The 12,342-nt window shown below is 70.2% G+C and carries 13 protein-coding genes and 1 pseudogene; 3 read left to right on the forward strand and 11 right to left on the reverse strand.

Annotated elements, in window-relative coordinates; translation table 11 throughout:
• Window positions 1-15: 15 nt before the first annotated feature.
• From ACFW2G_RS21135 to ACFW2G_RS21145, 3 genes are all read right to left on the reverse strand, one after another.
• Window positions 16-318, reverse strand: coding sequence for a 3-oxoacyl-[acyl-carrier-protein] synthase III C-terminal domain-containing protein (locus ACFW2G_RS21135; protein ID WP_384452733.1), 303 nt, complete (start codon window positions 316-318; stop codon window positions 16-18).
• Window positions 315-755, reverse strand: coding sequence for a hypothetical protein (locus ACFW2G_RS21140; RefSeq protein ID WP_384580005.1), 441 nt, complete (start codon window positions 753-755; stop codon window positions 315-317). Before ACFW2G_RS21140 ends, ACFW2G_RS21135 begins: the two co-directional genes overlap by 4 nt.
• Window positions 756-876: 121 nt before the next feature.
• Window positions 877-1,077, reverse strand: a complete 201-nt coding sequence (locus ACFW2G_RS21145) for an acyl carrier protein (RefSeq protein ID WP_384580007.1) — start codon at window positions 1,075-1,077, stop codon at window positions 877-879.
• Between the two features lie 14 nt (window positions 1,078-1,091).
• Here ACFW2G_RS21145 and ACFW2G_RS21150 point away from each other — a divergent pair, with 14 nt between their 5' ends.
• The gene (locus tag ACFW2G_RS21150) at window positions 1,092-1,367 is read left to right on the forward strand and encodes a hypothetical protein (RefSeq protein ID WP_384580009.1); all 276 of its coding nucleotides are present in this window, start codon (window positions 1,092-1,094) and stop codon (window positions 1,365-1,367) included.
• Window positions 1,368-1,488: 121 nt separating this feature from the next.
• Here ACFW2G_RS21150 and ACFW2G_RS21155 read toward each other — a convergent pair whose 3' ends face one another.
• The 4 genes from ACFW2G_RS21155 to ACFW2G_RS21170 form a co-directional block, all read right to left on the reverse strand.
• Window positions 1,489-2,400, reverse strand: coding sequence for a universal stress protein (locus tag ACFW2G_RS21155; protein ID WP_384580011.1), 912 nt, complete (start codon window positions 2,398-2,400; stop codon window positions 1,489-1,491).
• Window positions 2,401-2,662: 262 nt separating this feature from the next.
• Window positions 2,663-3,136: a universal stress protein gene (locus ACFW2G_RS21160; protein WP_384580013.1), complete on the reverse strand. Its 474-nt coding sequence runs from the start codon at window positions 3,134-3,136 to the stop codon at window positions 2,663-2,665.
• 214 nt (window positions 3,137-3,350) lie between these two features.
• Window positions 3,351-4,943 carry an oleate hydratase gene (locus tag ACFW2G_RS21165; RefSeq protein WP_384580015.1) on the reverse strand — a complete coding sequence of 531 codons (1,593 nt, stop codon included), beginning with the start codon at window positions 4,941-4,943 and terminating at the stop codon, window positions 3,351-3,353.
• Between the two features lie 248 nt (window positions 4,944-5,191).
• Window positions 5,192-5,392 carry a hypothetical protein gene (locus tag ACFW2G_RS21170; RefSeq protein WP_384452752.1) on the reverse strand — a complete coding sequence of 67 codons (201 nt, stop codon included), beginning with the start codon at window positions 5,390-5,392 and terminating at the stop codon, window positions 5,192-5,194.
• A gap of 266 nt (window positions 5,393-5,658) precedes the next feature.
• Here ACFW2G_RS21170 and ACFW2G_RS21175 point away from each other — a divergent pair.
• Window positions 5,659-6,006 (forward strand): annotated as a pseudogene (locus tag ACFW2G_RS21175) (hypothetical protein); the annotation flags it as partial.
• A 187-nt stretch (window positions 6,007-6,193) separates the two neighbouring features.
• On the opposite strand, the gene ACFW2G_RS21180 reads toward ACFW2G_RS21175, so the two are convergent.
• Both ACFW2G_RS21180 and ACFW2G_RS21185 read right to left on the reverse strand, forming a co-directional pair.
• Window positions 6,194-7,717: an aldehyde dehydrogenase family protein gene (locus ACFW2G_RS21180; protein ID WP_384580018.1), complete on the reverse strand. Its 1,524-nt coding sequence runs from the start codon at window positions 7,715-7,717 to the stop codon at window positions 6,194-6,196.
• Between the two features lie 53 nt (window positions 7,718-7,770).
• Window positions 7,771-9,081, reverse strand: a complete 1,311-nt coding sequence (locus ACFW2G_RS21185; RefSeq protein WP_384580021.1) for a GAF domain-containing protein — start codon at window positions 9,079-9,081, stop codon at window positions 7,771-7,773.
• 511 nt (window positions 9,082-9,592) lie between these two features.
• Here ACFW2G_RS21185 and ACFW2G_RS21190 point away from each other — a divergent pair.
• Window positions 9,593-9,775, forward strand: a complete 183-nt coding sequence (locus ACFW2G_RS21190) for a hypothetical protein (RefSeq protein ID WP_037921642.1) — start codon at window positions 9,593-9,595, stop codon at window positions 9,773-9,775.
• Between the two features lie 190 nt (window positions 9,776-9,965).
• On the opposite strand, the gene ACFW2G_RS21195 is transcribed toward ACFW2G_RS21190, so the two are convergent.
• Window positions 9,966-10,964, reverse strand: a complete 999-nt coding sequence (locus tag ACFW2G_RS21195; RefSeq protein ID WP_037921644.1) for a polyprenyl synthetase family protein — start codon at window positions 10,962-10,964, stop codon at window positions 9,966-9,968.
• A 502-nt stretch (window positions 10,965-11,466) separates the two neighbouring features.
• On the reverse strand, window positions 11,467-12,246 hold the full coding sequence (locus ACFW2G_RS21200; RefSeq protein ID WP_384452764.1) for a hypothetical protein: 780 nt from the start codon (window positions 12,244-12,246) through the stop codon (window positions 11,467-11,469).
• Window positions 12,247-12,342: the final 96 nt, after the last annotated feature.

Below are 12,342 nucleotides of genomic sequence, written 5' to 3' on the forward strand. Positions count from 1 at the left end.
TCCGCCTTGGGGCTATTACAACCAGCGTTGTACGGTTCCGGCCCAGCTCATTCCGGCGCCGACAGCGGCGTGCAGAACGGTGGTCTCCGGGTGGATGCGGCCGTGGTCCCGCGCCACGTGGAGTGCCATCGGGAGCGAGGCCGCGCCCGTGTTGCCGAACGCATCGGCAGTGAGGACGAGTTGTGCGGCAGAGATGCCCAGTTCAAGACTCAGGGCTCGCAGCATACGAGGATTCGCTTGATGCGGAATGACGAGGTCGATCTCGTTCAGGGGCAGACCTGACAGTCGGAAGTAGGCCGCGACCTTCTTCCCGTTCATGTGGAGGTAGTGGCCGCCATCGGAGCGGGTGTGTTCGGCTGTGCGCTGCCGCCGGCACGGATTCCCACGATGTCGGCCAGCGCGCCATCAGTCCCCTGCGCGCTGCACAGGATCCCCCTTCCTGCAGCCGCACGGCCTACCACCGCTGCACCGGCACCGTCTGCGAACAGCACGCCTGTGGACCTGTCGGCGGGATTCTGGAACTTGGAGAACGTCTCGGCTCCGATGACCAGCGCGCGTCCATCGGGGTGGGATGCGGCGAGGATGTCGCGGGCCGTCTTCAAGGCGTAGAGGAATCCCGCGCATGCTCCGCCGACATCGGTGGCCCAAGCCCGGTCTGCGCCGAGACGGTGCTGTACCCGACAGGCTGTGGCGACCGCGAGGTGGGACGTGGCCTGGCCGGGCTCCGCGTACTGCCGCTGCCGGACACCGGTCATGCGCTCGAGCCACTCCGGGTCCACCCGTACTGGTCGGCGATGTCCGCATTCCTGACTCGGCGCTCCGGGATGTGCACACCCAGGCCCTGGATTCCCAATGCGATGGACGTCGCCTGGCCGCTCACGTGCGGACCTCCTTGGCGTTCGCCTTCTGCACCACGTGCGCACAGTGGGACACGGGCATGTCCTGCTCGGCCAGGAGCGTGTCGTCGATGGGCCTGCCGAATTCCTCCTCGGCTCGCACTGCGATCTCCACTACCTGAAGCGAGTCGAGGTCGAGGTCTCCGACAAGCCGGGATTCCCGCGGCGCGCCGACGAGCACAGGAGCGAGGTGTCATGACGACCACCGAGACGGCCACCACCGAAGCCGGCGAGATTCTCGTCCGCATCGACCCGGCGGAGAACTGGTACGCGAGCTTGGCCCGGGCAGCGGCAGAGGCCGAGAAGCGCGGGCTGGGGCTTCGCCTCGGCCATATCACAGCCCCTCAACAAGGCCTGCCCCCTGCCGCCGAGAGCCGAAGTGCCACTACCGGCCAGTGCCCCTCAGAAGAGGAACGGTGGGGCGAGGAAGACGTCCGTCGTGAAGAACGAGACACAGGCGGAACGCAGTAGCGCCAGGCACACGCCGAGCCCGGCCGGTGGTCATCACCCGGCCGGGCTCGGCGCGCATGGGTTGCTCCCAGGTCTGCGGTCAGCCGCAGACGGTCAGGGCAACCCGGCACACGTGATCGCTTCAAGCGTGCGGTACGACCGCGACCGGGGCTGTGGCGTGGTGGAGGACAGCGTGGACGACCGGGCCGAGATGGGTGCCGATGGCGGAGCGGCGTATCCGCCGGCCGACGACGACCAGTGAGGCGTCTGCCGAGGCTTCGACGAGCTGGTTGGCGGGTTGCCCCACCGAGCAGTCCACTTCGACACGGACTTCGGGGTACTTGTCGCGCCAGGGCCGCAGTTCGTCGGCGAGCGCCGTCGCCGTGGAGGTCGCCATGCCGTCGCGCACCTCGGGCGCGAGCAGCGTCGGGTCGAACGCGAAGGCGGGCGGCATGTTCCAGCGGTGGATCACGTGCAGTGGGGCCCGGCGTACGGCCGCCGCGTCGAAGGCGTGGTCGAGGAGCTCGGCAGACGGGTTGGAGAGGTCCAGCCCGAGCACGACCGACCGGTCGACCAATCTCCGTGCCCCGTCACTGCCGGATACGGGCAGGCAGTCGGCGTTCAGCCAGTCGCCCGGCCGCACGACCACGACCGGGCACTCGGCGTGGGCGAGCACGGCCTGGGAGACGGATCCGACGAGGAAACCGGTCATCGCCCCAAGCCCGCGCGAGCCGAGTATCAGTACCTCGGCCTCCTGCGCGGCAGCGACCAGGACGGTCAGCGGCCGCCCGTCCACCTGCTCCGTGGTGATCTCCAGGCCGGGGTGCCGCTCGGTCAACTGCAGCGCGACCTCCCGGGGGATGCGCTCAGCCCAGTACTGGGGTGACGGGGTGGACTCGGTCTGCGTCGTGTATCCGTAGGATGGGATCCACTCCTCCATGGCGTGCAACAGCTTGAGGGGGAGCCGGCGCCGCCGGGCCTCCCGGGCGGCCCACTCGGCGGCGGCAAGAGATGCAGGGGATCCGTCGATTCCCGCAATGACCGTACGTGACATGGTGTTTCCTCCGGAGCCTATGGGGCGAATACCGTCGTCGGCGGTGTGTGTCCCACCCTTCCCTTCCGTACCGTGGGGGAACGATGGTCCAGCAGACCCGGGGAATGGGCCGAACGTCCTACGTCGCCCGGCCGGACAGTGGCTGTGCCGGACACGGACGTGCGCGGTGCTCACACCGGTCACCAAGCACCTGCTACGCGAAGCAGCCCGCGTCCCTCACAGCGGGAACGCGGGCAACGGCGATGGGGAGCGCTGTGAAGGGTCAGTCGTGGGGGATTACAGCCACCGGTGTCCGGCAGTGGTGTAGGACCGTACGGGTCATACCTCCGGTGTGGGGACCGAGCCGGTGGGCCCGGGAGAAGGCGTGGTCCAGAACTTCGTCGCACGGGTGCGAGAGGTCCAGGCCGAGGACGATGCCGCCGTTCGGGATCGGAGCGCGGCCCGGAACCAGGACGACAGGATGCCGGGTACGGGCGACCACGGACAGGGCCACCAAACCGGACACGAACCCGGCGACCCCGCCCAGACCGCGGGAACCGAACACCAACAGCTCGGACTCCTCGGCGGCCCCGCACAGAACGGTGGCTGGCTCTCCGCACAGCTCCTGCGCGACCACGTCCAGGCCCGGATGCGTGCGCCGTATCCGCTCGGCCGTGGAGCGGGGTCCGCGTCGTACGGCTCCTGCCGGGGACGAGAGCCGATGAGTCGTGAATGGACGTCCGGTTCCAGGCCCCACACGTGCAGCAGGCGAAGGGCGAGACCGCGTCGGCGCGCTTCGTCCGCGGCCCAGGCGACGGGGCCAGGCTTTCGCGAGATCCGTCGAGACCAACGGTGATCGCCCGGGATCGCCGGACCCCGAGATCGGGTGGCGAGGTTGCTACGGGGGGAACACGGAAGGACCTCCGGGGCCGGGACGGCAAGCCGTGCGGTTGGGAGAGGCGAGCCGCAGCTCAGGCGAAGACGGCCTTGAGGGCCCGCAGCGCCGTCAACGGGTCGGACAGTGCGTGGTAGACGGCCGGAACCTCCTTGTCGACGACCAGCAGTTCGTACACCGCGTGCATCGCCCCGCGGACGGAGTACTCGACGGTGAAGACGACGTCTTCGGGGATCTCGGTGAACTGACCGAGGAAGGCGAAGTTGGCCGACCCGGAGGGGACCACCAACGGCCGGTCGTGGATGTCACGGCGCTCGAACTGGCTGGTGATGTAAGGCATCATCACGGTCGTGACGGCGGTGGTGGCGCACACCTCGTCGGCGATGTCGTCGAAGCCGAGATGCCCGAGCAGTTCGATGAGGATCTCCTGTCCCGTGGCCTCCGACATCTTCTTGCCGGTCAACTCGCCCGGCTCGTCCACGAACAGCCCGTACCCCCAAAGGGTGAAGACGTCTTCGGGCTGGCCGGCGAAGTGCGGCTGGTGGGGCACGACCACCGACATCAGCCACCGGGAGTCCTTGAACGTCATCAGCGCCCCGGTGCCGGGGGCATTGCCTGAGAACTCCTCGATCCGCTTGAGCAGTGCCGGGCTGCGCATCGTCAGAGTGAACGACTCCCACTTGGCCTCGTCGACGTTGCCGTTGAAGGATCCGGGCCGACCGAAGTCCGGGGCCTTGCGGGCCAGCGTCTCCCACAGGTTCCAGGCCCCGTCGCGCTTGTCGCGGACCAGCTCGGGGACGGTGTCGTCGCCTCCGTACCGGGCGTCCGCGGTCATGGAGCCGATGGTGATGAACGCGTAGTCCCGCGGCCCGATTCCGTACGATCCCGCTGTGCCGTCCCGCTCGAAGAGGATGCGCTCGGCCCGGCGCTCGCCGGCCTCGCCGACGGCGAACTCCACGTCGGTGACTCGGATTCCGTGCTCGATGCGGACTCCCTGCCGTTCCAGCCAAGCCTGTACCGGCAGAACGATCGAGTCGTACTGGTTCAGCCGCGTGCGCCGTACTCCGGCGAGGGTGTGGATACGGGGGAGTTCCTGGAGGAAGCGCAGGAAGTAGCGCTTGAGCTCGATGGCGCTGTGCCAGTTCTGGAAGGCGAAGGTGGAGCGCCACATCGCCCAGAAGTTGGTGGTGAAGAAGTGCTCGGAGAAGAAGTCCTCGATCCGGCGCGCGCCGATGACGGACTCGGGCAGGGCGAGCAGGCGGGCCATCTCCACCCGGTCGGCAGTGGTGAAGCCCAGCTCGGAGGCGTCGAGGATTCGGCCGGAGGCGTCGATGAGCCGGGCGTTGGCGTGGGTGAGCCAGCGCGCGTTGAACTCCTCGGTCTCCTGTAGGACGGACACGGTGTCGTTGCCGAGCGTGGGGATTGCCGCCAGGAGGTTCCACAAGCAGACGTAGGCTTCGTCCTCCAGCATTCGGCCACCCCGGGCGACGTAGCCGGTGTCCGGTGCACCACTGCCGTCGAGTGCGCCACCGGTCTGCGGCAGTTCCTCCAGGATGTGGATGTTCTCGCCGGGCATTCCCGCGTCCCGTACGAGGAAGACCGCCGCGGCCAGCGAGGCGATTCCTCCGCCGACCAGATAGGCATGGGAGCTCTGGGTTTCGTTCGTCATGGCCATGCCCTTCCAAGAGCGAGGTGCTTCCCTGCCACTCCGTCCAGTCAACTCCCCTGCCAGCAGGGCCCACAGGAGCCGAGGGGCCTGGTCGCCAGGTCCGTTGGTCCCTTCGGTGCCCCTGGTGGAGAATCGGTATCCGGGGGAGTACATGTGCCCGCCTTTGATGCGTCGCGTGTCGGCAGCCGGTCCTCACCGGGGCAGCTCCGGCCAGCTCCCAAGGGCACTTCTGCCCAGGGCAGGGACGATCACAGGCCAGTCGGCCTTCCGGTACCGCTGCCCTGACGGTCCAGGCTCGTGGCGGTAGCGAGAGCGATGAGGCCGACGGCCATCATGATCAGTCCGACCAGCGGCCGGTCGGCGGTGCGCCATTGCCAGTCCACAGCGAACGTGAGGATGGCGCCCAGACCGATCGATGTGATGGCGCCGATGGCAACGAGACCCGCCATGGCACTCACCTCCCTTGTCCGTCGTCCACGAGGCTCCTTGCCCCGTGCAGACCTCACTGTTCCGAAGGGTGCAGCGGGCTCCCAGGGGCCTGTCGGCCCCTCTCTCGGCCAACAGGGCCCTCACAGTGGCGAGAGCTAACCTTCCGGCCCCCGGCACTCTGCCCCCGCTTCCGAGATCGACGGTGAACCGCGCGGCCCTGACGGACCATTGGCGGCGCGGCGTAGGCCGTTCGCCCTCATGGCCCGCGCCCTCCGTGCGGGGACATTCCAAAGGCTTCCTGAGCCACGTCTCTGCCGGGCCGCTGGAGGAGACGTTCCACTCCTGGGCCGGGGCGGCCTGGGCCGACTGGACCTTCATGCTGGGACTGCTCGGCATCGGTCTCGCCTTGGCGAGCGGCGTCGCCCTACACGTCGCGGCTGGTGCGGGCACCACGATGATGGCGCTCATGTGGGCCCCCGAGTGGCCCCCTGCCAGGCACCTATCGGACGGCAGCCTCAGCATGTCCACGAATCCGTTGGTGGACTATCACGTCCTGTACGCGGCGGTTCTGGTGACCCTCGCGGCGATCGGAGCCGGACGCACCTGGGGTCTGGGCAGCCAATGGCAGAGCCTCACCGAGGCAGGCCACCCGCCCGGTGAGCGAGGTTTGGTCCGTGATTGGTCCGGAACAGCCGGTCTGGAGTGGGATACGGCTGGGAGGAACTGGCAGGAACAGTAAAAAAACAATGTCCGCGTCGAGCGGGTCGAGCCGACGGCGCCTGACGGGTAAAAGCCCAGGTCAGGCGCCGTTTTTCGGGCTCCTAGAAGAAGCCGAGCTTCTTCGGCGAGTACGAGACGAGGAGATTCTTCGTCTGCTGGTAGTGGTCCAGCATCATCTTGTGGGTCTCCCGGCCGATGCCAGACTGCTTGTATCCCCCGAAGGCGGCGTGCGCCGGGTAGGCGTGGTAGCAGTTCGTCCAGACGCGCCCCGCCTGGATCGCGCGACCCGCCCGGTAGGCCGTGTTGACATCCCGCGTCCAGACACCCGCCCCCAGGCCGTACGCCGTGTCGTTCGCGATGCGCACGGCGTCGTCGAAGTCCTCGAAGGCGGTCACCGACACCACCGGCCCGAAGATCTCCTCCTGGAAGATCCGCATGCGGTTGTCGCCCTCGAAGACGGTCGGCTGGACGTAGAATCCGCCGGCCAGGTCGCCTCCGTGGTCGATGCGGGCGCCCCCGGTCAGGATCTTCGCGCCCTCCTGCCGGCCGATCTCCACGTACGACAGGACCTTCTTCAACTGCTCCTCCGACGCCTGGGCGCCGATCATCGTGTCGGTGTCCAACGGATGCCCGGGAACGATCAGTTCGGTGCGTGCGACGGCCGCGTCGAGGAAGTCTCCGTACCGGCCCCGCTCGATCAGGGCGCGGGAGGGGTTCGTGCACACCTCGCCCTGGTTGAGCGCGAACATGGTGAAGCCCTCCAGGGCCTTGTCGCGCAGGTCGTCGTCCTGCGACCAGATGTCGTCGAAGAACAGGTTCGGGCTCTTGCCGCCGAGTTCGAGGGTCACCGGCTTCAGGTGCTCCGCCGCGTACTGCATGATCAGCCGGCCCGTGGCCGTCTCCCCGGTGAAGGCGATCTTCGCCACGCGCGGGCTGGAGGCGAGCGGCTTGCCGGCCTCCTCCCCGAAGCCGTTGACGATGTTCACCACCCCCGGCGGCACCAGGTCCGCGACCAGGCCAAGCCAGTAGTGGACGGATGCCGGGGTTTGTTCGGCTGGCTTGAGGACCACGGTGTTGCCCGCCGCCAGCGCCGGTGCCAGCTTCCACACGGCCATCAGGATCGGGAAGTTCCACGGGATGATCTGCCCCACCACGCCCAGCGGTTCGTGGAAGTGGTAGGCGACCGTATCCTCGTCGATCTGGCTGAGCGCGCCCTCCTGCGCCCGCAGCGCGCCCGCGAAGTAGCGGAACTGGTCGATGGCCAAGGGAAGGTCGGCCGCCAGGGTCTCGCGCACCGGCTTGCCGTTCTCCCAGGTCTCCGCGACCGCGAGGGCCTCCAGGTTCTGCTCCATCCGGTCCGCGATGCGCAGCAGGATCGAGGACCGGTCAGCGGCCGAGGTCCGGGCCCAGGCCGGGGCCGCCGCGTGTGCCGCGTCCAGCGCCCGCTCGACGTCCTCGGCGGTGCCCCGGGCGACCTCGGTGAAGGTCTGGCCGTTGACCGGGGAGGGGTTCGCGAAGTACCGCCCGCCGGCAGGGGCGACGTACGCGCCGCCGATGAAGTGGTCGTAGCGGGACGCGTACGACATGAGCGCCCCCTCGGTGCCGGGCGCAGCGTAACGGGCCATGGTGTCCTCCTCCTGCCGGGCGCCGGCCGCCGTCGGACAGCGCTCGGGGGAGGCTAGGAGCGGGCGGGTTGCGGATACGTTGCACGGCGTCCGCGCCGGTCCGGCCGGGCGGCCAGCTCGCGGTCCAGGGAGCGGGCCCGGGCCAGCGCGGACGCCCTCCCTGCGGGCGGCAGCGCCGCCGCCAGCGCCCGCCACGCCTCCGGGTCCTCCGCGCCCCACGCGCTGCACACCCAGTCCGCCAGCAGCCCGGCGTCGGCCCGCGCGATGACGGCCGCCCGCGCCTGCTCCTCGATCCGCCGTCGCAGCCGGACCACCCCGGGAGCCGTGGAGGCCGGCAGCAGTGGACCCGGATAGCGGTGGAGGGCCGCGGAGACGGCACCGGTCGCCAACTGCCGTGTCAAGAGGGTGAAGTCCGCGTCCAGCGGACCGGCCGCGCGGTAGGGGCGCGACAGCGGTGCCGAGGAGCCCAGCAGCGTGCGCAGCCGGGACATCTCGGCGCGCAGCGTCACCGGTGACACCGACTCGTCCTCGTAGAGGGCGATCGCCAGTTCCTCACCGGACAGGCCCTCGGGGTGTTGCGCGAGCAGGGCCATGATCTCGCTGTGCCGACGGCCCAGTCGCAGCTGCCGGCCCCCGGTCACCAGCAGCGCCTCGTCCCGCCCGAGGGCCGTGAGCCGGTCCGGCGCGCCCGGCCGCCCCTCGTCGAGCAGGGCCAGCTGGGCCTCCGCCGCCCGGGCCACTGCACGTACGAACGCCAGGGAGTGCGGGTGCGCCAGGCCGTCGCCGCCGGTGATGTCCACCGCGCCCAGCAGTCCGCCCGTCCGAGGGTCCCGCACCGGCGCTGCTGCACAGGTCCACGGGTGCACCCGGCGGCTGAAGTGCTCCGCCCCGAAGACCTGCACGGCCTCGTCCAACGCCACCGCCGTGCCGGGCGCGTTGGTCCCCATCGTGCTCTCCGCCCAGCGTGTTCCGGGGACGAAGCCCAGGCCCTCAGCCCGACGCAGCGTGCCCGCCTCTCCCTCCACCCACAGCAGGCTGCCCCGCGCGTCGCACACCGCCAGCAGGTGCGCCCCGTGGGAGGCGAAGGCGCCGACGAGTTCCCGGAACAGCGGCATCACCCGGGCCAGCGGGTGCTCCTCCCGGTACGGACGCAGCTCCGCCTCCGCCAGCTCCACCCGCGGTGTGCACTCCGGGCTCAGCCGGGCCCGCGCACACCGCCGCCAGGATCGCGCGATGACCGACCGGACCGGGGCATCCACCCGGCCCTCCCGGGTGAACGCGTCGTGTGCCCGGCGCAGTTCGCGCGAGCGGGCCGCCGGATCGGCCCCGTCCGGCAGCGCCACCGACGGTTTCCGGTCGCCCATCTCACCCTCCTGTGGTGCCGCGGTACCCGGAGCGCCCTCATCGTCGTCCCGGCACCGTGCCCCGGCAAGCGCTACGTCGGCCACGGCGCGGGGCAGACGCCGGCCCGATCCCGTCCGGACCGGGCCGGACGGTCCGCGCAGGCTCCGGCCTGTTCGGGCGGACCGTGCTCCACCGGAGGCGGCCCGGCGAGCGCGGCTTCAGCCCGCCCGCATCGGCCTCCAACGCCGCTGCGGGGTCCGGCGGCGACCGGCCCGACGGGATCCACCGGGGCCTGGGGTAGGTCCGGGAGCGGAGGCAGGGTGAGGTCGCCCCGGTCACCGAGGGGCTGGTGCCGGCCGGGGGAGAACGGTGCGCCGGGGGAGTGCGGGCTGGAGGGGAGGCCCACACGCGGCACATGCGCCTCACGGGGGTGGGGGTGGCCGCGGGCACCTCGACCCGGCACCCGGGAACGCGTGGTCCGGGCCGCGCGTTGAGGGGGTAGTGGTCGACGTCACAAGGAGGTGTCCGCAGATGTCCAATGGCGGAAAGGTCGCGGTTGCCGGAGTCGTGGCAGCCATCGTGTTGTTCTGGGCGGTGGGCTTCTGGGCGGGCCTGCTGGTTCTGATCGGGGTGCCGGCTGCGGCCTACCTCCTGTTGGATCCGTCCCAGAGGCGTCGGGTGCGCGGACTGTCCAGAAAGCAGATCGGCCGCTGACAGGGGACGCCTGACGCCTGACGTCAGGCGAGTGACGCGGGCGCGCAGTGCGTGGCGTGCTCTGTGACGTGAGGGCCGATCGGTGGAAGCGCCGGGCTCCGGCCGGTGTACGGAGCCCGGACGGCGCGGCCGTGGTGCGGGGCCGGTGCGGCCGCGGGGCGGGCTTGCGGCGCCGGCCCGCCCACCCGGCTCAGGCCGCGCCGCTCACGAAGGCCGGCGTGAAATCCGCTTCGAGCAGCATCTGGGACGCGTGGTCCACGAGGTTGCGCAGGACCGACTGGTAGGTCTCGTCGCCGCCCAGTTCGTCCAGGATCCGGTAGGCCTCCGCGCGGAAGCAGTCGATCTCGGCACGGTAGCGGTCGAGGGCGGCGGGGGTCCGCAGGAGGCTCGCGAGTTCGAGCCTGGCCGGATGTGACCGGCTCGCGGCGGCGCACAGTCCCAGGATGTGATCCCGGGAGAGGGGTGAGGCGTCCTCGATGACGGAGGCGAGCAGGTAGGTCACCGTGCCGTTGAGAAGGTCCTCGTCGCGGCCGGACAGGATGTCCTCCTGGTCGTTGAAGAGCTGCCACAGGATTCCGAAGACGTATCCGAATTCACGCCACAGGGCGACCTTTTCGCCCGTGGTGCCCGAGAATAAGGCGGCCATGGCCGTGATCATGCCGAACGGGGCGCCGGATTTGCCGCGGTACGTCTCCACTACTGACATGCGGGAGGCGCTGCGAATGTCTCCGCGCATGTCGTCTAACTGGCCGTCGGCTCCTATGATCCAGCCGTCGAGAATCTCGCTTATCAGCGCCCCGCGCGTCGCCTCCGGGAGATCTTGCGCCAGGATGATCTGAACGGGCAGTGCGTTTCCGGTGATGACGGCGGCGAGCAGTGCTTCGTCCTCGGTGAGCTCGCCCGAGATGGACGCGCCGTCGGCGTCGGCCAGGTCGTCGAGATAGCAAGCCGAGGTCCACCACAGCAGGTGCACTGCGGACAGTGGCACCGCCGGCCCTGGGTTTCCCGTTTCTATGGCGTGCGTGAGCAGGGGGAGCACCGAAAGGGGATGTCTCAGTTTGCGCTGTTCGAGGAGCTTGGCCACGGATTTCCTGGTCGTCGCCGCGACGAGTCCGAGCCGGTCCAGAGCGGTTGCGATCTCCGCGTCGATGTCCTGTGCGACCTTCCGGTGTAGGTCCAGGTACGACATGCAATTCAAGAGTGGCCTCCATCGGGGAATGTGCGTGGGGGTGAGGTGCGCACCCTTCGAGCCGCGTGACTGGCCGATTCGATCATTCCGGAGGAGGGGGATCCAGAGCGATTTTCAGTCGCCCTGACCGGATTTCATTAGTTGACTCGTTAAACTACCGACGGTAATGGATGCTTTTCGCCATTGTGTCGATCATTAATGGTCATTCATGAAGGTGGGCGCCCGATCTGGCTGTCGCGGCTCGCCGCATGGCCCGAATTCGACTATTCGGGGAATCCGGGGACTCCGTTCGGGAGCCGGGTGGGTTGTCCCCTGCGCCGAGTCCCCGGCGCACACCGAGGCTGCCCGCCCGTGCCACCCGGCACCGTGGGACGTCCGGCCGGCCGGGCCCGTTCCCGCCTCGATGCGGAAAGAGCACGACCAGCGCCCGGTCCGCCTGTCCGCACACCGCTGCCCGGTCCGCCCACGTCCCCGGTCCGCCCACGTCCCCGGTCCGCCCGGGTCACGCCGGGCGGACGGCCACGCGGTCGAGTGCAGCCAACAGGTCCGGCACGTCGATATCCCCCTCCCGGGGGACCATGAGCACCTCGCCCGGTTCCTCGTCCAGGAGGAGAAAGGCCGCCTCACCGGTGCGGGCCACCAGCGACCAGCCGGGCCCGTCCACCCGTAGCGTCCGGGCCCCCTCGCCGGCGAAGGAGGACCGCACCCGGCCGGGCGGCGGTGGCATCCGCGTGTACTCCAGGGCCTCCTCCAGCGCACGTGCGAGCCCGGGGTGAGCCGCGGCCGCGGCCCCGCCGTCCGAGGCGACGCGCTCGCGCCAGTCGGCCCATTCCCTGGCGATCTGGTCCGCCCCCAGCCGCCGCTGCACCGGACCCCACGCCTCCGCCGACGGCGGTGCCAGCGGCACCCGCCCCGTACCGTCCGCCCCCTGCTCCGGATCGTGCGGCGCCGGGATCCCCGGCGCGGCCACCGACAACTCCACCGGCCAGCCCGCCAGCGAGACCACGATCGTCCGCTCGTCGGGCGACAGGTCGTACTCCATGCCGCAGTCCCACGAGGCGATGGCCGCGGCCACGAGCGAGACGTCGTCGACGACGACCGTCCAGCGCGCGCCGTCCTCGTCCTGGCCCAGCACCAGCCCGTACCCCTCCCGGTCGGGCGCCACGCCCAGCAGGGCACACGCCTCGGGGAAGTCGTCGCCCAGGAAGCCGGGGAACTGCGCGGGGGTCAGGAGTACGGCTGTCAGCACGTACAGCGAGCCGCCACCCTCGTCGTCGGACACCTGGCCTCCCTGCTCTCTCGTCGGCGCACCTTAACCAGCGGGTAACCCGCGCGTCGAGAGCCTGCGGGCCACGATTTCCAAGGTCGCGCGCTGCAC

This window comes from Streptomyces sp. NPDC058880 (genome assembly GCF_042742535.1).
Lineage (GTDB): Bacteria > Actinomycetota > Actinomycetes > Streptomycetales > Streptomycetaceae > Streptomyces.